The organism is Micromonospora sp. NPDC004336 (assembly GCF_053602615.1).
This window is the reverse complement of record NZ_JBSGDY010000007.1, coordinates 15,963-35,990: the sequence shown is the minus strand read 5'-3', so window position 1 is coordinate 35,990 and position 20,028 is coordinate 15,963. Positions and strand designations below refer to the sequence as shown.

Annotated in this window: 18 protein-coding genes; 13 read left to right on the top strand and 5 right to left on the bottom strand. The window is 73.6% G+C overall.

What is annotated here, in order from left to right:
• Window positions 1-241: 241 nt before the first annotated feature.
• Together galK and galE are read right to left on the bottom strand one after the other, a co-directional pair.
• Window positions 242-1,399, bottom strand: a complete 1,158-nt coding sequence (gene galK, locus ACWENR_RS03150; protein WP_452275413.1) for a galactokinase — start codon at window positions 1,397-1,399, stop codon at window positions 242-244.
• Window positions 1,396-2,379 (bottom strand): UDP-glucose 4-epimerase GalE, encoded by a 984-nt coding sequence (galE, locus tag ACWENR_RS03145; RefSeq protein WP_452275412.1) that lies wholly within the window; start codon window positions 2,377-2,379, stop codon window positions 1,396-1,398. Before galE ends, galK begins: the two co-directional genes overlap by 4 nt.
• 189 nt (window positions 2,380-2,568) lie before the next feature.
• Between galE and ACWENR_RS03140 the strand changes: the two genes are divergently transcribed.
• The 7 genes from ACWENR_RS03140 to ACWENR_RS03110 all read left to right on the top strand — a co-directional run bounded on the left by ACWENR_RS03140 (window position 2,569) and on the right by ACWENR_RS03110 (window position 8,198).
• Entirely contained in the window at window positions 2,569-3,594 is a 1,026-nt protein-coding gene (locus ACWENR_RS03140) for a hemolysin family protein (RefSeq protein WP_452275411.1), read from the top strand.
• 33 nt (window positions 3,595-3,627) lie between these two features.
• Complete coding sequence (gene trpS, locus ACWENR_RS03135; protein WP_452275410.1) at window positions 3,628-4,653, top strand: tryptophan--tRNA ligase; 1,026 nt, start codon at window positions 3,628-3,630, stop codon at window positions 4,651-4,653.
• Between the two features lie 22 nt (window positions 4,654-4,675).
• Window positions 4,676-5,257, top strand: coding sequence for a 2'-5' RNA ligase family protein (locus ACWENR_RS03130; protein WP_452275409.1), 582 nt, complete (start codon window positions 4,676-4,678; stop codon window positions 5,255-5,257).
• Between the two features lie 230 nt (window positions 5,258-5,487).
• Window positions 5,488-6,411: a YihY/virulence factor BrkB family protein gene (locus tag ACWENR_RS03125; protein WP_452275408.1), complete on the top strand. Its 924-nt coding sequence runs from the start codon at window positions 5,488-5,490 to the stop codon at window positions 6,409-6,411.
• A 14-nt stretch (window positions 6,412-6,425) separates the two neighbouring features.
• Window positions 6,426-6,794 (top strand): GntR family transcriptional regulator, encoded by a 369-nt coding sequence (locus ACWENR_RS03120; protein WP_452275407.1) that lies wholly within the window; start codon window positions 6,426-6,428, stop codon window positions 6,792-6,794.
• Window positions 6,795-6,843: 49 nt separating this feature from the next.
• Entirely contained in the window at window positions 6,844-7,485 is a 642-nt protein-coding gene (locus tag ACWENR_RS03115; RefSeq protein WP_452275406.1) for an activator of HSP90 ATPase, read from the top strand.
• Window positions 7,486-7,754: 269 nt separating this feature from the next.
• Window positions 7,755-8,198: a hypothetical protein gene (locus ACWENR_RS03110; RefSeq protein ID WP_452275405.1), complete on the top strand. Its 444-nt coding sequence runs from the start codon at window positions 7,755-7,757 to the stop codon at window positions 8,196-8,198.
• A 208-nt stretch (window positions 8,199-8,406) separates the two neighbouring features.
• Here ACWENR_RS03110 and ACWENR_RS03105 read toward each other — a convergent pair whose 3' ends face one another.
• Window positions 8,407-10,038 carry a glycoside hydrolase family 13 protein gene (locus tag ACWENR_RS03105; protein WP_452275404.1) on the bottom strand — a complete coding sequence of 544 codons (1,632 nt, stop codon included), beginning with the start codon at window positions 10,036-10,038 and terminating at the stop codon, window positions 8,407-8,409.
• A gap of 220 nt (window positions 10,039-10,258) precedes the next feature.
• Complete coding sequence (locus ACWENR_RS03100; protein ID WP_452275403.1) at window positions 10,259-11,350, bottom strand: LacI family DNA-binding transcriptional regulator; 1,092 nt, start codon at window positions 11,348-11,350, stop codon at window positions 10,259-10,261.
• A gap of 201 nt (window positions 11,351-11,551) precedes the next feature.
• Here ACWENR_RS03100 and ACWENR_RS03095 point away from each other — a divergent pair, with 201 nt between their 5' ends.
• From ACWENR_RS03095 to ACWENR_RS03080, 4 genes are all read left to right on the top strand, one after another.
• Window positions 11,552-12,805, top strand: a complete 1,254-nt coding sequence (locus ACWENR_RS03095; RefSeq protein WP_452275402.1) for a sugar ABC transporter substrate-binding protein — start codon at window positions 11,552-11,554, stop codon at window positions 12,803-12,805.
• Complete coding sequence (locus ACWENR_RS03090; RefSeq protein ID WP_452275401.1) at window positions 12,805-14,445, top strand: ABC transporter permease subunit; 1,641 nt, start codon at window positions 12,805-12,807, stop codon at window positions 14,443-14,445. Before ACWENR_RS03095 ends, ACWENR_RS03090 begins: the two co-directional genes overlap by 1 nt.
• An 8-nt stretch (window positions 14,446-14,453) precedes the next feature.
• Entirely contained in the window at window positions 14,454-15,338 is an 885-nt protein-coding gene (locus ACWENR_RS03085) for a sugar ABC transporter permease (RefSeq protein WP_452275457.1), read from the top strand.
• Window positions 15,339-15,552: 214 nt separating this feature from the next.
• Window positions 15,553-17,364 (top strand): glycoside hydrolase family 13 protein, encoded by a 1,812-nt coding sequence (locus ACWENR_RS03080; RefSeq protein WP_452275400.1) that lies wholly within the window; start codon window positions 15,553-15,555, stop codon window positions 17,362-17,364.
• Between the two features lie 147 nt (window positions 17,365-17,511).
• Here the strand turns inward: ACWENR_RS03080 and ACWENR_RS03075 are convergent, their stop codons facing one another.
• A complete protein-coding gene (locus ACWENR_RS03075) occupies window positions 17,512-18,102 on the bottom strand; it encodes a TetR/AcrR family transcriptional regulator (RefSeq protein WP_452275399.1) in 591 nt (196 codons plus the stop codon).
• 99 nt (window positions 18,103-18,201) lie between these two features.
• On the opposite strand from ACWENR_RS03075, the gene ACWENR_RS03070 reads away from it, so the two are divergent.
• Both ACWENR_RS03070 and ACWENR_RS03065 read left to right on the top strand, forming a co-directional pair.
• Entirely contained in the window at window positions 18,202-19,425 is a 1,224-nt protein-coding gene (locus ACWENR_RS03070; protein ID WP_452275398.1) for a hypothetical protein, read from the top strand.
• A 46-nt stretch (window positions 19,426-19,471) separates the two neighbouring features.
• Window positions 19,472-19,813: a hypothetical protein gene (locus tag ACWENR_RS03065; protein WP_452275397.1), complete on the top strand. Its 342-nt coding sequence runs from the start codon at window positions 19,472-19,474 to the stop codon at window positions 19,811-19,813.
• Window positions 19,814-20,028 lie beyond the last annotated feature (215 nt).

The window sequence follows — 20,028 nt, the reverse complement described above, 5'->3', positions numbered from 1 at the left end:
GTCGGGATCCTCGGCGGGCACACACCCTACCGACCGTCGTGACGGGACGGTGCACCCCCGGGGCCGGGCGGCGGCCGCCGTGCCGGGGGCCCGGCGACGCGCGCCGGGCCGGCCGCGACGCGCTCCGCCCGGCCAGGTCGCGCGCTCAGTCCGGCCGCGACGCGCGCTCCGCCCGGTCCGAGCCGGCCGCGACGTGGGCTCCGCTCGGCCGCGCGCGCCGAGCCGGCCCGGCGACGCGCGGTCAGTCCAGCCGGGTCGCTCCGGGCCCGGGCAGGACGGTGACGTGGCCGGGTGCGGCGAAGCCGCGTTCGGCGTACGCGGCCGTGACGGCGGCGGCGACCGGATCGGCCTGGCCGGCGTCGACCAGGGCGAGGACGCAGCCGCCGAAGCCGCCGCCGGTCATCCGCGCGCCGAGGGCGCCGGCCGACAGGGCCGCCTCGACGGCCGTGTCGACCTCCGGCACCGTGATCTCGAAGTCGTCGCGCATCGAGGCGTGCGAGGCGGTGAGCAGCGGGCCGATCTCCCGTACGCTGCCGGCGCGCAGCAGGGCGACGGTGTCGAGCACGCGCTGGTTCTCGGTGACCACGTGCCGCACCCGGCGGCGGGTCTCCGCGTCGTCGAGCCGGGCCAGCGCGTCGGCCAGCCCGTCGACGGGGACGTCGCGCAGGGCGGGCACGCCGAGCAGCCGGGCGGCCGCCTCGCAGGAGGTGCGGCGGTCGGCGTACTCGCCGTCGGCGTGCCGGTGCGGGGCCCGGCTGTCGACCACGAGCACGGCCAGGCCGGCGGCGTCCAGGTCGAACGGGACCTGCTCGACCGACTCGTCGCGGCAGTCGAGGAAGAGCGCGTGCCCGGCGCCGCAGCGGATCACCGCCGACTGGTCCATGATCCCGGTCGGCGCCCCGACGTAGGCGTTCTCGGCCCGCTGGGCCAACCGGGGCTGCCGCTCGGCGGGCAGGTCCAGCCCGCCGAGGTCGACCAGGGCGGCCAGCACGGCGGCCTCCAGCGCCGCCGAGGAGGACAGGCCGGAGCCGAGCGGCACGTCGGAGGCGATCGCCAGCCGGGCGCCGGGCACCGCGTGCCCCGCCTCCCGCAGCGCCCAGACCACCCCGGCCACGTACGCGCCCCAGCCGGTGACCCGGCCCGGCCCGGCGACCTCGTCGGCGCCGAAGTCGATCGTCTCGCCGGACAGCTCGGACCAGACCGTCCAGTGCTGCCCGGGCCGGCCGGCGGCGGCGGCCACGGTGCGCAGCGGCAGGGCGAAGGGGAGGACGAAGCCGTCGTTGTAGTCGGTGTGCTCGCCGATCAGGTTGGCCCGGCCGGGAGCCGCCCAGCGGCCGGCGGGCTCCCCGCCGTACGTCGAGCGGAAGCCGGCGGCGGCGCGGGCCGCGACGTCGGTCACCGGCGTTCCAGGACGTGCGTGCGGTAGAAGGCCCAGGCGTCGCCGACCATGTCGTGCAGGGTCGGCTTGCGCGGCTCCCAGCCCAGCTCCGCGCGGGCCAGGGCCGACGAGGCGACCAGCTCGGCGGGGTCGCCCTCGCGGCGCGGGGCCACCTCGACCGGCACCGGGTGCCCGGTGACCTCGCGGACGACGTCGACCACTTGGCGGTTGGTGAAGCCGTTGCCGTTGCCCAGGTTGTAGATCCGGTGCTGGCCGGCGGTCGCCGCGTCGAGCGCGAGCAGGTGGGCGCGGGCCAGGTCGGCGACGTGGATGTAGTCGCGCACGCAGGTGCCGTCGACGGTGGGGTAGTCGTCGCCGAAGAGCTGGAGCTTCTCGCGTCGGCCGGCGGCCACCTCCAGCGCGATCGGGATCAGGTGGGTCTCCGGGTCGTGCCGCTCGCCGAGCGCGACGTCGCCGTCGAGGTGGGCCCCGGCGACGTTGAAGTAGCGCAGCGAGACGGCGGCCAGGCCGTGGGCGATCGCCTCGGAGGTGAGCGCCATGTCGACGGCGAGCTTGGTGGCCCCGTACGTGTTGGTGGGGGCCTTCACGGCGGTCTCCGGGATCGGCAGCTCGGTGGGGTTGCCGTAGACCGCGGCGGTGGAGGAGAAGACCAGCCGGGGCACGCCCGCGGCGCGGACGGCGTCGATCAGGGCGATGGTGCCGACGGTGTTGGTGTGCCAGTAGAGCTCGGGCCGGACCATCGACTCGCCGGCGGCGATGAGGGCGGCGAAGTGCAGCACCCCGTCGAAGCCGGCCTGCGGGGTGAGCACCCGGGCGGCGTCGTGGACGGCGGCGTCGACGTGCGTGGCGTCGGGCGCGAGCGCCTCCCGGTGACCGGTGCGCAGGTCGTCGAGGACCACCACCTCGTGGCCGGCGTCGAGCAGCATCCGGGTCACCACGCTGCCGATGAAGCCGGCGCCGCCGGTGACGAGCAGTTTCACGTCGGTCTCCTCCCGCCCGGCCGCCCGGTCGCGACCCGTGTCGTGATCACCCTAAGGCCGGTCGTCGTGCTCCCGCCCGCCGTCGCCGCGCACCCGGCCGCGCCCCGGTCATTCCATCATAATCTTTCATGCTCGAACAGAGGCAAACATGTCGCGCCGGGCGGCCCCGCGCTGTCTACCATCACTGTCATGCGGGAGGCGGGTGGTCCCGGGCTGCGTCGACGCGCCCGGAATCGGCCGCGCCGCGACCCCGGCCCGCTGGCCCGCGCCGTCGCCCGGATCGTGGTCCGCGCCGCCGACGGCGCCACCCGCGCGGTGACGGCCCTGCTCGGGGCCAGCCCCGCCGCCGGCCGCGAACGGATCAGCGAGGCGGAGCTGCGCGACCTGGTCGCCGCCAACACCCTGCTCGACCCGTTCGAGCGCCGGATCATCGACGAGGTGTTGGTCGCGGGCGCGAGCCTGGTCCGCGAGGTGATGATGCCCCGCACCGAGGTCGTCTTCCTCTCCGCCCGGCTGACCATCGCCGAGGCGGAGCGGCTGGTCCGGGCCGAGACGCACACCCGCTACCCGGTCGTCGACGGCACCCACGACGACGTGGTCGGCTTCGTGCACCTGCGCGACGTGCTGCTCCGCCCCGACCTCGACCCCTGCACCACGGTCGGCGAGCTGACCCGCGAGGTGAAGCGGCTACCCGGCAGCAAGCGGGTGCTCGCCGCGCTCAGCGAGATGCGCCGGGAACGCCACCACCTCGCCGTGGTGGTCGACGAGTACGGCGGCACCGCCGGCATCGTCACCCTGGAGGACCTGATCGAGGAGCTGATCGGGGAGATCCACGACGAGTACGACACCGCCCCCGACCCGGTGCACGCCGGCCTGCCCGCCGTGGTGGACGGCCGGCTCAACCTCGCCGACTTCGCCGAGCGCACCGGCGTGACGCTGCCGACCGGCCCGTACGAGACAGTGGGCGGCTTCGTGATGGCGGCGCTGGGGCGGCTCCCCGTCCCCGGCGACGAGGTGCCCGTGACCGCCGGCCCGGCCGACGGTGGCGGCCCCGAATCCGACGCCCCGCCCGGCGGCTGGCTGCTGCGGGTGCACACGCTGGAGGGGCGCCGGGTGGCCCGGCTCACCGTCTCCGCCGTGCGCGTGCCCGAGCCCCGGCGCGAGGCCACCACCCGCGCGCCGGTGGGTCGCAGCCGACCCGCCGGCCCGTCATGACGTACGCCCGGCGTTGCTGACAGAATTGCCGTCATGTCCGACGTTCCCGCCCGCCCCCGCGTCTTCTCCGGCATCCAGCCGACGGCCGACTCGTTCCACCTCGGCAACTATCTCGGCGCGGTGCGGCACTGGGTGGCCCTGCAGGACACCCACGACGCCTACTACTGCGTCGTCGACCTGCACGCGATCACCGCCGGGCACGACCCGAAGGTGCTCACCCAGCGGTCCCGGCTGGCCGCCGCGCAGTTGTTCGCCGTGGGCCTCGACCCGGAACGCAGCACGCTCTTCGTCCAGTCGCAGGTGCCGGAGCACCCGATGCTCGCCTGGGTGCTGGGCTGCCTCACCGGCTTCGGCGAGGCCAGCCGGATGACCCAGTTCAAGGACAAGTCGCAGAAGCAGGGCGGCGAGCGGGCGAGCGTCGGCCTGTTCACCTACCCGATCCTCCAGGCGGCCGACATCCTGCTCTACCAGGCGAACGCCGTGCCGGTGGGCGAGGACCAGCGCCAGCACCTGGAGCTCTCCCGCGACCTGGCCCAGCGGTTCAACTCGCTGTTCGGGCAGACCTTCACGGTGCCCGCGCCGCACATCGTCAAGGACACCGCGAAGATCACCGACCTGCAGGACCCGACGGCGAAGATGTCGAAGTCGTCGTCCTCGCCCGCCGGCATCATCGACCTGCTGGAGGATCCGGCCCGCTCGGCCAAGAAGATCCGCTCGGCGGTCACCGACACCGGGCGGGAGATCGTCTTCGACAGCGAGACCAAGGCCGGCATCTCCAACCTGCTCACGATCTACTCCGCGCTGAGCGGGCGGAGCATCGACGACCTGGTGGCCGCGTACGCCGGCAAGGGCTACGGCGACCTGAAGAAGGACCTCGCCGAGGTGGTGCGGGAGTTCGTCACGCCGATCCAGGAGCGCACCCGGACCTACCTCGACGACCCGGCGCAGCTGGACAAGCTGCTCGCCGCCGGCGCCGAGAAGGCCCGCGTGGTCGCCTCGGCGACGCTGCGCGCCGTCTACGAGCGGGTGGGCTTCTTCCCGCCGGTGCGCGGCGAGTAGCGCCGCGACGCGACGGGTGAGGGTGGACAGGTCGGTGGCCGGAGGGGTGGCGCGGAGCGTGGATCGCAGGGACGGGGCGCCGGAGGCCGGCGACACCATCCAGATCGGCATCGCGGTGGACATCCCGGAGCCGTGGGGCGGCATGCTCACCCGCCGCCGGGTCGAGGCCGGCGACCCGCAGGTCGTGCCCGCGCACGTGACCCTGCTCGGGCCGACCGAGATCCCGGTGGCGGCGCTGCCGGCGGTGGAGCGGCACCTCACCGCGGTCGCCGCCGCCCACCTGCCGTTCACCCTGCACCTGCGCGGCACCGGTACCTTCCGGCCGGTGACCCAGGTGGTCTTCGTGGCGGTGGCCGCCGGGATCAGCGAGTGCGAGCTGCTCGCCGCCGCGATCAGCGCCGCCCCGGAGCTACGCCGCGAGGCACGCTTTCCCTACCACCCGCACGTCACCGTCGCGCAGGACGTCGCGCCGGAGGCACTCGACCGGGCGTACGAGGACCTGGCCGACTTCTCCGCGATGTTCGAGGTGGCGTCGTTCACCCTCTTCTCGCACAGCGGGGAGACCCGGTGGCAGCCGCGCCGGGACTTCCGGCTGGGCGGCTGACCTCCCGGCGCCACCGGTGGCGCCGCAGCGGCCCGTGCCGGCGGGGCCACCGGAGCCGTCGGTGCCGGCGGGGCGACCGATGTCGGCGGGGCGATCGATGTCGGCGGGGCGATCGGTGCCGGCGGGGCGATCGATGTCGGCGGGGCGATCGATGTCGGCGACGCGCCGGGCCGGCGAGGGCCGGCGGCCGGTTGCCCACCCGGGCGCGGGAGATCGGCGAGGATGACGGCGTGAACGTGTGGGGCCGCGTCGAGGCGGGCATCGACCGACGGATCAGCGCCGCGCGCCGCCGGTCCGCCGCCGCCGACCACCTGTGGCGGGCCGGCGTGCTCTACAACGACGTGCTCGGCGGGCGGCTGGCCGCCGCGATCGCCTACTACGGCTTCTTCGCGGTGTTCGCGCTGGCGCTGGTCGCGTACTCGATCTTCGGGGCCATCCTGGAGGACAACGACGAGGTCAGCGCCGCCGCCGCCGACTTCCTGCGGGAGAACCTGCCGTTCCTCGACCCCGTGCAGATCGCCGAGAGCAGCGGCACGGTCGGGGTGGTCGGCCTGATCATCCTGGGCTTCACCGGCATCGGCTGGGTGGAGGCCATCCGCTCCTCGCAGCGGTTGATGTACGGGCTCAACCAGCAGCCCGGCAACCTGGTGGTCCGCCGCCTGGTCGACCTCGGCGTGCTGCTCGTCGTCTTCGTGCTGCTCGGCGTCTCGGTGGCGGCGGTGGACGCGCTGGAGTCGCTGCTGCGGTTCCTGCTGCGCAGCACCGGCTCGATCGGCCTGACCACGATCAGCGCGGTGCTCAGCGTGCTGGTCAACGCGGTGCTCGCCACCCTGCTGCTGGTGGCGGTGCCGCGGCTGCGGATGAGCCGGTCCCGGCTGCGCCCGGTGGTGCTGCTCGTCGCCGTCGGCATCACGTTGCTGAACACCGTCGGGCGCTACTACGTGGTGCGCACCGAGCGGAACCCGGCGTACACCGTGGTGGCCGGCGCGGTGGGGCTCCTGCTCTACCTCTACCTGCTCAACCAGCTGGTGCTCTTCGGCGCGGCGCTCGCCGCCACCAGCCGGCGCGGCCGCGTGGTGGACCTGGCGGAGGGCCCGGCGCCGGCCGACCTCGACGCGGACACGGATCCCGGCGCCCCGGGCGGGGCCGGATGAACGGGGGAGCGGGCGTGCGGATCTCGATCGACCAGGGTTCGGCGGTGCCGCCGTACGAGCAGCTGCGCGGGCAGCTCGCCGAGCTGATCGGGACGGGCCGGCTGGCCGTCGGCACCCGACTGCCGACGGTGCGGCAGTTCGCGGCGGACCTGGGGCTGGCGGCCAACACCGTGGCGCGGGCCTACCGGGAGCTGGAGGCGGCCGGCCTGCTGGAGACCCGGGGCCGGCACGGCACTTTCGTCGCACCCGGCCGCGATGATGCGCTGGACCGGTTGCAGCGGGTGGCGGCCGACTACGCCGCCGAGGCCGCCCGGTTGGGGGTGCCGCCGTCGGCGGCGCTCGCCCTGGTCCGCGCGGCGCTGGACGCGGCGCGACCGGGCTGACGGCGCGGCGGAGGACCCGGCCGCCGCCCACGACGGCAGGAGGAGACCGATGGCCGAAGCGCAGACGACCGTAGTCGAGACGACAGTGGCCGTGCCCGCCGAGCGGGTCTGGGCGGCGCTGACCGAGCCGGGCCAGATCCCGCAGTGGTTCGGCTGGGAGCACGAGGGCCTGGCCGACGAGATCCGGTTCATCTTCGTCGACCATGCCCGTCCCGCCCCGCCGGACCGCATCGGGATGGCCGCCGGCCAGGAGATCCGGCTGGCGGGCGAGGGCGACCGCACGCGGCTGAGCGTGGTCCTGCCCCCGCCCGGCGGCGGAGAGCCGTGGGACGCGATCACGGAGGGCTGGCGCACCTTCTTCGAGCAGCTCCGCTTCCTGCTGGAGCGACGACCGTCGGGGCGACGGCGCACGATCCACCTGACGGGGGTCGCGACCGGGGCGCAGGCCCTCGCCGCACTCGACGCGGCCGGCCCGGCCGAGCGGTGGCACGACAGCCCGCGCCAGCGCATCGTCGTCGACGCCGAGGGCACGCTGATCGGGGTGGCCGCCGGCGCGCCGCTGGGCGGCGCCGACGTGTCACCGGTCAGCCTGACGGTCAGCGCCTACGGTGTGGACGAGGCCGGGCTCGACCGGCTGCGCCGGGACTGGTCCGCCCGCTGGCAGGCCGAGGTCGGCGTCGCCGCCGGCTGACCGTCTCCGCTCCGGCGGGGCCCCGGCCGGTCGGGCTCGGCCCGTCGGCGGCCGGGTCGGTGCGGCGACGCCAAGTCGGTCCGGCGCGGCGACCGCCGGGGTCGGTCCGTGCGGGGGGCAGCGGACCGCCGGGCCGTGCCGGGGGCGGCGAACCCGCGGGGCGTGCGAGGGCGGCGGGCCATCGGGGCGTGCGAGGGCGGCGGGTCGCCGGTCCGGTGATTGGGCCGAATGCCACCCACGTTCGCGGCGGGACGGACGATGATGGGCGCGTGGGCGCACTCGTGACACTGGACCTGCCGGACGACTCGCCGATGCTCGGCCTGCCCTGGATCATCACCTTCGGTCCGCTCGGCGACGCCGACGAGTGGGAACCGGTGGTCTGCGGCCCCTACGAGCGGCCGCACGCCCTGGCGCTCGCCGAGGCCGTGGTCGCCGAGGAGCAGCTGATGGCGGTGGTCGAGCCCCTGCTGCCGGCGGTGTCGGCGGAGCAGATCCGCAACGAGATCGCCGCCGCGCAGGTCGCCGCCGAGGACGAGACGGCACGGATCGAGGAGGCCGACCTCTACGGCGACTTCGAGGACACCATCGACGACGAGCTGGAGGCGGCGGCCGCGGAGGACCACCGCACCGAGCCGCTCACCCCGCCCAGCGAGGCCGAGCTGCGGGCCGGCTTCAGCCGCATCGCCGCGAAGCTGCCCGGCGGCTCCGCCTGAGGGTGTCCTGCGTGACGCGGACCACCATGGGCCCGTCGTACCCGCGCGGGCCGGGCGCGACACCCGCCCCCGACGGACGCCGGCGCCCCGGGGAGCGGACTCCCCGAGGCGCCGACGCCACCTCACCCCCCACCACAAGGGGTCGGTAGCCCAGTCGCCCGTCGGCGCGGGGCACAACGGACGACCAGGTCGGTGACGGGTTACCCGTTCAGCGCCGTTCGAACCAGGCGGCCGCGTCGACCGCGAGCAGGTGGCCGGAGCCCTGCCCGGTGAGCGGCTCGCTGGCGGCGATCGGCTCGCCGTACCCGTCGATCAGGGCCGGGGCACCGCTGATGTTGACCACGCAGGTCAGCACGGTGTCGCCGGCGGTGCGGCTGAAGGCGAGCACGCCCGGCTCGGTCTCCAGCCAGGTGACCCCGCCCGCGTCGGCGGCCAGGGCCGGGTGCTCGTGGCGGATCCGCAGGGCGGTGCGGTAGAGCTCCAGCGTCGAGCCGGCCACGCCGGTCTGGGCGGCGACGGAGAGGTCGCGCCAGGTCGCGGGCGCCGGCAGCCAGCTCAGTTCGCTGCCGGCCGGGCCGAAGCCGTACGGGGCCAGCTCGCCGCTCCACGGGATCGGCACCCGGCAGCCGTCGCGGCTCTCGCCGGTACGCAGGAACGCCGGGTCCTGGCGCAGCTCGTCCGGCAGGTCGAGCACTTCGGGCAGGCCCAGCTCCTCGCCCTGGTAGACGTAGGCGCAGCCGGGCAGGGCGAGCATCAGCAGGGTGGCCGCCCGGGCCCGGCGCAGCCCCTCCGCGCCGTCGCCGTAGCGGGTGACGTGCCGCTGCTTGTCGTGGTTGGAGAGCACCCAGGTGGTCGGCGCGCCGACGATTGTCGACTCGGCGAGCGCGGTGTCGATGACCTTGCGGAACGAGTCGGCCGACCAGGTCGCGTCGAGGAAGTCGAAGCTGAACGCCTGGTGCAGCTCGTCCGGGCCGATGTAGCGGGCGAGGCGCTGCGGGGTCTCGGCCCACGCCTCGGCGACCGCCATCCGGCCGCCCGGGTAGCTGTCCAGGATCGGCCGCCAGGCGCGGTAGATGTCGTGCACCTCGTCCTGGTCGAAGTAGGGGAGCCGGCCCTTGCCGAGCAGCTCCACCTGGCGCTGGCCGGTGGTCATCGTGCTGAAGCCGACGTCCGGCAGCCCCTCGGCCTTGATCATGCCGTGCGCCACGTCGATCCGGAAGCCGTCCACGCCCCGGTCCAGCCAGAAGCGCAGGACGTCCTCGAACTCGGCCCGGACCTCGGGGTGGCGCCAGTTCAGGTCCGGCTGGGCCGGGTCGAACAGGTGCAGGTACCACTGGCCGTCGTCGACCCGCGTCCAGGCGGGGCCGCCGAAGATGCTCTCCCAGTCGTTGGGGGGCTGCTCGCCGTCGGCGCCCCGGCCGTCGGCGAAGAGGTAGCGCTCGCGCTCGGCGGAGCCCGGCCCGGCGGCGAGCGCGGCCTGGAACCACGGGTGCCGGTCGGAGGTGTGGTTGGGCACCAGGTCGACGATGATCCGCAGGCCGAGCGCGTGGGCGTCGGTGATCATCGCGTCGAAGTCGGCGAGGGTGCCGAACATCGGGTCGACGTCGCGGTAGTCGGCGACGTCGTATCCGCCGTCGACCATCGGCGAGGTGTAGAAGGGGGTCAGCCAGAGGGCGTCCACGCCGAGGTCACGCAGGTAGGGCAGTCGCTCGCGGATGCCCTGCAGGTCGCCGATCCCGTCGCCGTTCGAGTCGGCGAAGCTGCGGACGTAGACCTGGTAGACGACCGCGGAGCGCCACCAGTCGTCGTCGGCGGTCGGCGTGGGGTTGCTGACGGTCATCGGAGGCGGTTCCCCGTTTCTGTGTGCGCGTGGGACGGCGGCACCCGGTGCCTGCGGGTGTGCGGCGCGGTTTGTCTGAGCAGGATGCCGCCCGAATGCTGCAAGAGTCAAGCATTTCTTGCGCAAGGAATGACGTCGGTCACCCCCTGCGCGCGCTCGAATCTGCCGACCCGCCGGGCGCGGGCCCCGCCGGCGGGAGGGATCAGGCCGGCGAGGGCGATCAGGCCGGGACGGCGAGCGCGGGCGGCGCCGGGCGCTGGTGGTGCGGGCCGCCGCCCCGGGCCGGCCGGGTTCCGCCCGCCGGGGCGACCGCGGTGGAGCCGCGCACGACCAGCTCCGGCCGGAAGACGTACTCCGAGTGCGGGGCCGCGTGCCCGTTGATCTCGTCGACCAGGGCGCGGACGGCGGCGACCGCCATCGCGGCCACCGGCTGGCGCATGGTGGTCAGCGGCGGGTCGGTGAAGGCCATCAGCGGGGAGTCGTCGTAGCCGACCACCGAGAGGTCCGCCGGCACGGACAGGCCGCGCTGCCGGGCGGCCCGGATCGCGCCGAGCGCCATCAGGTCCGAGCCGCAGACGATGCCGGTGACGCCGCGCTCCAGCAGCCGCGCGGCGGCCGCCTCGCCGCCCTCCACGCCGAAGAGGGAGAGCTCGGCCAGCTCGCCGAGGCCGGCCTCGGTCGCGCCGGCCAGTCGGGTCATCGCGGCCCGGAAGCCCGCCACCCGGCGCTGCACCGGCACGAACCGGTCCGGGCCGGTGATCAGGCCGATGCGGCGGTGCCCGAGCGCCACCAGGTGGGCCACGGCCAGTTCGGTGGCCTCGCCGTCGTCGCAGGAGACGAAGGGCGCGGGGATGCCCGGCGCGTACCCGTTGATCAACACGACGGGCAGCGGGCGGGCGAGCAGGGCCCGGTACCGGTCGTGGTTGGCGGCGGTGTCGGCGTGCAGGCCGGAGACGAAGACGATCCCGGAGACCTGCCGGTCCAGCAGCATCTCCACGTACTCGTCCTCGGTGACGCCGCCGGGGGTCTGGGTGCACAGCACGGGGGTGAACCCGCTCTGCGCCAGGGTCGACTCGATCACCTGCGCGAACGCGGGAAAGATGGGGTTGTCCAGTTCGGGGACCACCAGGCCCACCAGGCCGGCGCTGCGCTTGCGCAGCCGGGCCGGACGCTCGTAGCCGAGCACGTCGAGGGCGGTCAGGACGGCCTGTCGGGTCTCGGGGGCCACTCCCGGGCGGTCGTTGAGCACCCGCGACACCGTGGCCTCGCTGACTTCGGCCTGTTGGGCGATGTCGGACAGTCGAGCGCGCATGGCCCGCACTTTAGCTCACCGGCAAGTTCTTGCGTACACTTCTGCAAGCCCTTCCATTCTCTGAAACCCCTTGCTAACGTCCCCGCAACACGCGAGAGCAGCGGCGCAGCACGCCGGGCGCCGGTTGGCAAGAAATTTTCAGAGGTTTCCACTGGCGGGTCGCCCTTCCCCCGGCGGGCCGCCATGACGACAGGAGTACCGATGCGCATCCGTACCGCGGGTGTGGTCGCCGTCCTCGGCTTGGCGCTCGCCGCCTCCGGCTGCGGCGGCGACAGCAACGACGAGCCGGCCGCGAAGGAGTCCAGCAAGGCCGCCACCGGCGGCAAGCTGGTGATCTGGGCCGACGACAAGCGGGCCGCCGCCCTCAAGCCGTTCGCCGAGAAGTTCGGCCAGGAGAACGGCGTCACGGTCGACGTCCAGGCCGTCTCCAAGGACCTCCAGACCAACTTCGTCACCGCCTCGCAGCAGGGCAGCGGCCCCGACGTCGTGGTCGGCGCGCACGACTGGATCGGCAACCTCGTCCAGAACGGCGCCATCGACCCGGTCCAGCTCGCCGCCGAGCAGAAGAGCGCCTTCAACGAGACCGCCGTCAAGGCCGTGACCTTCAACGGCCAGCTCTACGGCGTGCCCTACGCCATGGAGAACCTGGCGCTGATCCGCAACACCGAGCTGGCCCCCGAGGCGCCGAAGACCATCGAGGAGCTGGTCGCCACCGGCAAGAAGCTCAAGGCCGAGAAGAAGGCCAGCGAGATCCTCTGCCTCCAGTCCGGCCAGAACGGCGACGCCTACCACATCTACCCGCTCTACACCTCGGCCGGCGGCTACCTCTTCGGCACCGCCGCCAACGGCGACTACGACCCGAAGGACCTGGGCGTGGGCAAGCCGGAGTCGATCGCGGCGTTCCAGAAGATCGCCAAGCTGGGTGAGAAGGGCGAGGGTGCGCTGAAGCGCTCCATCACCCCGGAGAACTCCATCGCCACCTTCACCGGCAAGAAGTGCGCCTTCCTGGTCTCCGGCCCGTGGGCCATCGCCGACGCCAAGAAGGCCAACATCAAGTACGACATCTCCCCGGTCCCCGGCTTCGCCGGTGGCAAGGAGGCCCAGCCGTTCGTGGGCGTCCAGTCCTTCTACGTCGCGTCCAAGGGTCAGAACAAGGCCCTGGCGCAGGAGTTCGTCGCGAACCACGTGACCACCGCGGACCTCGCCGTGGCGCTCTACAACGCCGAGCCGCGTCCCCCGGCGCTGACCGCCGCGCTGGACCAGGTCAAGGGCAGCGACCCGGACCTGGCCAAGTTCCAGGAGGCCGGCAAGAACGGCCAGGTGCTCCCGGCGATCCCGGCCATGGCCGCGATCTGGGACCCGTTCGGCAAGGCGGAGGCCGCCATCATCGGCGGCGCCGACCCGGCCAAGACGATCACCGCAGCCGGTAAGACGATCGCCGGCCAGATCAAGTAATGAGCACGTCGTCATCCGGCCCGGGGACTGCCACGCAGGCCCCGGGCCGGGGGCCCGTACGGTCCGGGTCCCCGCGCACGTCCCGTACCGCGCGGAACCACGCGCCGATCACCCTGACCGGCCTGCTCGTCAAGGTGGTCCTGCTCGGCCTCGTGGCCGGGATCGCGGTCTGGGCGGCCTTCCCGCTCATCGAGGCCGAGCTCTGGGTCGGGTTGGCGATCCTGCTGGCGACCACCGCCGGACTCTTCTACCTCTACCTGACCCCCCGGCACATTCCCGTCAAGTACCTGATCCCGGGCACGCTCTTCCTGGTGGCGTTCCAGATCATCCCGGTGCTCTACACCGCCAGCACCGCCTTCACGAACTTCGGCGACGGCCACCGGGGCAGCAAGGACGACGCCATCGTCGCCATCCAGAGCGGCTCGGTGACGCAGGTCCCCGGCTCGACCCAGTACCCGCTGACCGTCGCCACCAAGGGCGACCCGGCCACCGGAGCGCTGGTCTTCCTGGTCACCGACCCGCAGACCAACGCGGTCTCCGTCGGCGACACCGAGGGCCTGCGCCCGCTCGACGCCGGCAGCGTCACCGTCGCGCCGGGCGGCAAGGTCACCGCCGCCGACGGCTACCAGATCCTCAACTTCGGCGAGGCCAGCAAGCGGAGCAAGGACATCACCGACATGGTGGTGCCGACCTCCGGGGGCGCGCTGCGCTCGTCCGGCCTGTCGCGCGCCTACGAGGGCAAGGCCATCCGGGCGTACGACGCGGGCTGCGACTGCATCCGCGACAGCGAGACCGGCAAGACGTGGACCGCCGACGGGAAGGTCGGCTCCTTCGTCGCCGCGGATGGCGAGAGGCTGGCCCAGGGCTGGCAGGTCAACGTGGGGCTGCGCAACTTCGCCAGCGTGCTCACCGACCCGGCCATCTCCGGCCCGTTCTTCGGCACGCTGATCTGGAACTTCGCCTTCGCGCTCGGCTCCACCGGCTTCACGTTCCTGCTCGGCATGGGCATCGCGCTGGCGCTGCACTCGCCCCGGATGCGGGGCACCAACTTCTACCGGGTGCTGCTGATCCTGCCCTACGCCATGCCGTCCTTCGCGATGCTGCTGGTCTGGCGGGACATGTTCAACACCGACTTCGGCCTGATCAACAACCTGTTCGGGCTGGGGGTGGACTGGTTCGGTGAGACCTGGTCGGCCCGGCTCGCGGTGCTGCTGGTGCAGCTCTGGCTCGGCTACCCGTACATGTTCCTGGTGACCACCGGCGCGTTGCAGGCCATCCCACGCGAGCTGACCGAGGCCACCTCGGTCGACGGGGCGTCGCCGTTCCAGTCGTTCCGCGCGGTGACCATGCCGCTGCTGCTGGTGGCGATCTCGCCGCTGCTGATCGCGTCCTTCGCGTACAACTTCAACAACTTCAACGCGATCCAGTTCGTCTCCGAGGGCGGACCGTTCCCGGCGGACAACCCGACGGCCGGCGCCACCGACCTGCTGATCACCTACACCTACCGGCTGGCCTTCGGCGCCCAGGGCGCCGAGTACGGCCTGGCCGCCGCTGTTTCGATCTTCATCTTCGCGATCGTGGCGACGGTGTCGGCGATCAGCTTCGCCCGGACCCGCAAGCAGGAGGAGGTGTACTCGTGAGCACCCGCATGGACGCGCCCGTCGCCAACCGCAACGCGACCGGACGGCGGAACCGCTGGTTCGCCCAGGTGGGATGGCGGCACCTCGTCGGCATCCTGGCGGTGGCGTTCAGCCTCTTCCCGATCCTGTTCGTCGTCTCGGCGGCGCTCAACCCGCTCGGCACGCTCTCCTCCACGGAGCTGGTGCCGACCGGCGCCTCGCTGGAGAACTTCACCAACCTCTTCGAGCGGACCGCCTTCGCCCGCTGGTTCCTCAACTCGCTGCTCCTGGCGGGGGTGGCCAGCTTCGCGTCGATCTTCCTGTCGGCGCTGGCGGCGTACGCCTTCTCCCGGATGCGCTTCGCCGGCCGCCGCGTCGGGCTGCTCTCCCTGCTGCTGATCCAGATGTTCCCGCAGTTCCTGGCGATCGTGGCGATCTTCCTGATCTTCACGAAGGTCACCGAACTGTGGCCGGTGATCGGCTTCAACACGCCGTGGGGCCTCTTCCTGCTCTACATGGGTGCCGCCCTCGGCGCGAACACCTGGCTGATGAAGGGCTTCTTCGACACGCTGCCGAAGGAGCTGGACGAGTCCGCCACCATGGACGGCGCCTCGCACGCCCAGGTCTTCTTCCGGATCATGCTGCCGCTGGTGGCGCCGATCCTGGCGGTGACCGGCCTGCTCGCCTTCATCGGTTCGATCAACGAGTTCGTGATCGCCAACGTGTTCCTCACGGACACCAACTCGAAGACCCTCGCGGTCGGCATGTTCGGCCTGGTGGCCGGCGAGCGCAACAACAACTTCGGGATCTTCGCGGCGGGCACCCTGCTCACCGCCATCCCGACGGTGCTGGTGTTCCAACTCCTCCAGCGCTACATCGTCAACGGCCTCACGGCCGGGGCGGTCAAGGGATGAACCGGTCGGGTGGCCGCCCTCCGGCGGGAGGCCCCGCCAGCGCGCCGGCGGCGTCGGCCACCTGACCCTCACCCCGATCCACTGTTCGCTGCGGCAAGGGCGTCGGCGTCCGACGTACACCGGAGCAGTCACGGATCGACCGCCGCGGCCGGGCAACCGGCCGCGGCGGGAGACCCATTTCTCTCCCCGTCCGACCGACGCGAAAGGCGCCACCATGTCCCTGTTGCCGCACCACGACGGATCCGCCCTGTACGTGCCCGAGCAGGAACCCGCCCTCGGCGACGTCGTCGACGTCTTCGTGCGGGTGCCGGCCGGCGCCGACGTCCGGCAGGTGCACGTGCGCACCACCGGCGACGGCGAGCCCCGCTTCACCGAGGCGGTCGTCGACCGCACCGCCGGCGGCGACGTCTGGTGGCGGGTCCCCGTCGAGGCCCGCAACCCGGTCAGCAACTACCGGTTCCTGCTGACCGGCGGTCGCGGCCACCGCTGGCTCAACGCCGCCGGCATCGTGCCCCACGACGTGCCGGACAACGGCGACTTCAAGCTGGTCACGTACGCGCCGCCGCCCGCCTGGGCGCGCGACGCGGTGATCTACCAGATCTTCCCGGACCGGTTCGCCCGCTCCGCCGCCGCCGACGGGCGGGACCTGCCGGACTGGGCGATCCCGTGCGACTGGGACACGCCGGTGATCGGGCGCGGACCGGAGACCCCGTACCAGTTCTACGGCGGCGACCTGGACGGCATCACCGGGCGGCTGGACCACCTGGACCGGCTCGGCGTCAACACCGTCTACCTGACGCCGGTCTTCCCGGCCCGCTCCAACCACCGCTACGACGCGTCCAGCTTCGACACCGTCGACCCGCTGCTCGGCGGGAACGCCGCGCTGGCCCGCCTCGCCGACGCCGTACGCGCCCGCGGCTGGCGGCTGCTCGGCGACATCACCAGCAACCACACCGGCGACGCGCACGAGTGGTTCACCAGGGCCGTCTCCGACGTCTCCGCGCCGGAGCGGGAGCTGTACTACTTCGACGAGGCGACCGGGGACTACGAGTCCTGGAACGGGGTCAAGTCGCTGCCGAAGCTGAACTGGGGCAGCGCCGAGCTGCGCCGGCGCTTCGCCACCGCCGAGGACTCGCTGCTGCGCCGCTGGCTGCGTCCGCCGTACGGGTTGGACGGCTGGCGGGTCGACGTGGCGAACATGACGGGGCGGCGGGGCGCCGACGCGTACACCCACGAGGTGGCGGCGCTGCTGCGGCGGGTGGTCGCCGAGACCCGCGCCGACGGCCTGCTGCTGGCCGAGCACGGCCACGACCACACCGGCGACCTGGACCGCGACGGCTGGCACGGGACGATGAACTACGTCGGCTTCACCGACCCCGTCTGGTCCTGGCTGCGGCACGGCGACGATCCGGTGCCGAACTTCCTCGGCACCCCGGGCGGGGTCCCGCGGCGGGACGCCGACGCCGTGCTGGCCACCATGAACGCCTACCGGTCGCTGGTCTCGTGGCGGTCGTACACGCACTCGTGGCAGCTGCTCGGCTCGCACGACTCCGCCCGGATCCGTACCGTCGTCGGCGACGCCGCCCGGCAGGAGGTCGCCGCCGGCCTGCTCGCCACCATGCCGGGCACCCCGGTGATCTTCGCCGGCGACGAGCTGGGCCTCACCGGCACCAACGGCGAAGGCTCGCGTACCCCGATGCCGTGGCACCGGCCCGAGACCTGGGACGCCGCCACGTTCGCCAGCTACCGGGCGCTCGTCGCGCTGCGCCGCGCGGAGCCCGCCCTGCGCCACGGCGGCCTGCGTTGGCTGCACCACGACGCGGACACCTTGGTCTTCCTGCGGGAGTCGCCGACCGGCAGCGTGCTGGTACTGGCCCGCCGCGCCGCCGGCGCCCCGGTACGGCTGGTCGGCCTGCCCGCCGGGGAGAACGTCTACGGCGGCGCCCCCGCCCTCCGCCCCGACACCGACGGAACGATCACCCTCCCCGCCGACGGCCCCACCTTCCAAGCCTGGCACCTCCCCTAACCCACCCCCCGTCCCCGCCCCTCGCCCCTCGCCCCCCGCGATCTTGCACTTGTTGCCCCGATGTAAGGGACCAACCGCCCATATCGAGGGCAGAAAGTGCAAGATCGCGGGCTAGGAGGGGTGGGGGGCGAGGGGCGAGGGTGGGGGTTAGGGGGTTAGGAGGGTGCGGACTCCGGTGAGGTAGGTGGCGCGGTCTGGTCGGCCGGTGAGGAGCCGCTGGAGGAGCCAGCCGAGAACCAGGGCGAACAGGGCCGAGGCCACGGCCTCCGGGTCGGCGTCGGCGGCCACCTCGCCGGTGTCCTGGGCGCGCCGGACCAGCGCCGCGAAGTGGCGGCGGATTTCGTCGTACTTGCCGGCGACGAAGGTGGCCAGCGCCGGGTCGCGCTGCGCCTCGCCCCAGACCTGGATCGCGATCGGCAGCACGCCGTCGGCGCCGAGATGCGATTCGACGTACGCCAGTGCGCGGTCGATCGCGTCGGCCAGGGGGAGCGGCGGCTCGCGGTGGAGCGCGTCGTCGAGGACCAACCCGGCGCCGCCGACCGCCTCCTCGGCGATGGCGCTGATCAGCTCCGCCTTGCTGGGGAAGTAGCGGTAGACGGCGCCGACCGAGAGCCCGGCCTCGGCGATCACGTCCTGCATGGTGGTGCGGTGGAAGCCCTCCCGGAGGAAGCACCGTCGCGCCGCGTCGACGATCTGGCGGCGGCGGGCGGCGAGGTGTTCCGGGGAGACGCGCGGCACGAGACACATCCTAAAGCGAACGTTCGTTCTTGACAGGCGGGCACGGCGGGGAGCAGCCTGGAGTCCTAAAAGAATGAGCGTTCGTTTTAGGAGTGGACCATGTCGACCCGTCCCCGGCCGCCCCTGCCCGCCGCCCTCGGCGTCGCCGCCCTGGCGGCGGTCCTGCTGGCGCTGCTCGTACCCCTCTTCGCGGCCCCGGCGACCCACCTGGCGCCGCGCGACCTGCCCGTCGCCGTCGCGGGGCCGGCGCCCGTCGCCGGCGACCTCGCCGCCCGGCTCGCCGCCGCGCGGCCGGGAGCCTTCGACGTGACCACGCTGCCCGACGCCGCGGCCGCCGACCGGGCGCTTCGCGACCGACAGGTGTACGCGGCCTTCGTCGCCGGTCCGGAGGGCGTCGCCCTGCACACCGCGCCGGCCGCCAGTCCGACGGTCGCCGCGCTGCTCACCGAGGCCGCGGCCCAGTTCTCCGCGGGCCGCCCGGTGCCGGTGGTCGTGGTGGTCCCCGGCGCGCCGGACGATCCGCGGGGCGCCGGGTTCGCGGCCGGCTTCCTGCCCTTCGCGATGGCGAGCGTGCTCACCGGCGCGCTGCTGACCCTGCTGGTCACCGGCCGGATCGCCCGGTTGCTCGGCCTGCTGACCTTCGGTCTCCTCGCCGGGGGTGTCGGCGCGGCCGTGCTGCACGGCTGGCTCGGCGTGCTCGACGGCGACCCGCTCGCCGAGGCGGCGGCGGCCGGGCTCTTCGCGCTGGCCGGCGCCGCCACCGTGGCGGGCCTCGGGGCGCTGCTCGGCCGGCCGGGCATCGGCCTGGGGGCGCTGCTGGTCTTCCTGGTCGGCAACCCGCTCTCGGCGGTCAGCGCGGCACCCGAGCTGCTGCCGCAGCCGTGGGGGACGGTCGGTCAGTTCCTGCCGGTGGGCGCGGGTGGCACCCTGCTCCGCTCGGTGACCTTCTTCGACGGCGCCGGATCCGGTCGGCCGCTCGCCGTGCTGGCCGGCTACGCGCTCGTCGGCCTGGCCCTGGTGCTGCTGGCCCGCCGCCCCGCCGGGGCGCCCCGCCCGGCGGATCCGGCTGCCGGCTCGTCGCGCCCGGCCGACTCCGCCGGTGGCTCGCCGCGTCCGGCCGCCTCCGCCGATGGCTCGCCGCGCCCGGCCAAGGCTGCCGGCGCGTCGCGCTCGGCCAAGGCTGCCGGCTCGCCGCATCCGGCCGACTCCGCCGGCGGGTCGCCGCGTCCGGTCGAATCGGCCGGTGGGTCGTCGCGTCGGGCCGATCCCGGTGCCGGGCCCTTCCGGCCGGCCGGATCCGGGGCGGCGGTGGACACGCCCTGACGCGCCCCGCTACTACGATCCGTCGTTGATGGGGGAGGATGTCGGCGTGGAAGCTCTCAGACTGATACTGCGCTACATCCATCTGATCGGTTTCGCCCTGCTGCTCGGCGGCGCGATCGTCCAGTACGTCAGCGGCAAGCTGCGGATCAACCCGGCCATGCTCTGGGGTGCCGTGATCATGCTGCTGACCGGGATCGGCCTCTCCGCGCCCCTGCGCGACGGCGACGAGCCGGAGCCGGCGAAACTTGTTACCAAGTTGGTGCTCGCCCTGCTGATCTTCGTAATGGTCTTCTTCGCCCGCAAGCGCGACGTGGTCAATCGTGGCCACTTCCTGGCGATCGTCGGGTTGACCCTGGTCAACGCGGCGGTGGCGGTCTTCTGGCGGTAACGTTTCCGGCAGGGGGCACGCGCAGAAACGGACGTTTTCGTGACGCCTCGGCGCTCATCCACCGGCACTCAGAGTGATCTGCCCCACCTAAGGGTTACGTAGGGGTAACAGGCGCTCAACAGTCGTGCACGATTGTCGGCCGGTGGGTGGGCGCGGGCGTACGCTCCCGTCCGTAACGTGGGACGCCGGCAGCGCAACGCGGCCGGCGCAAAGGG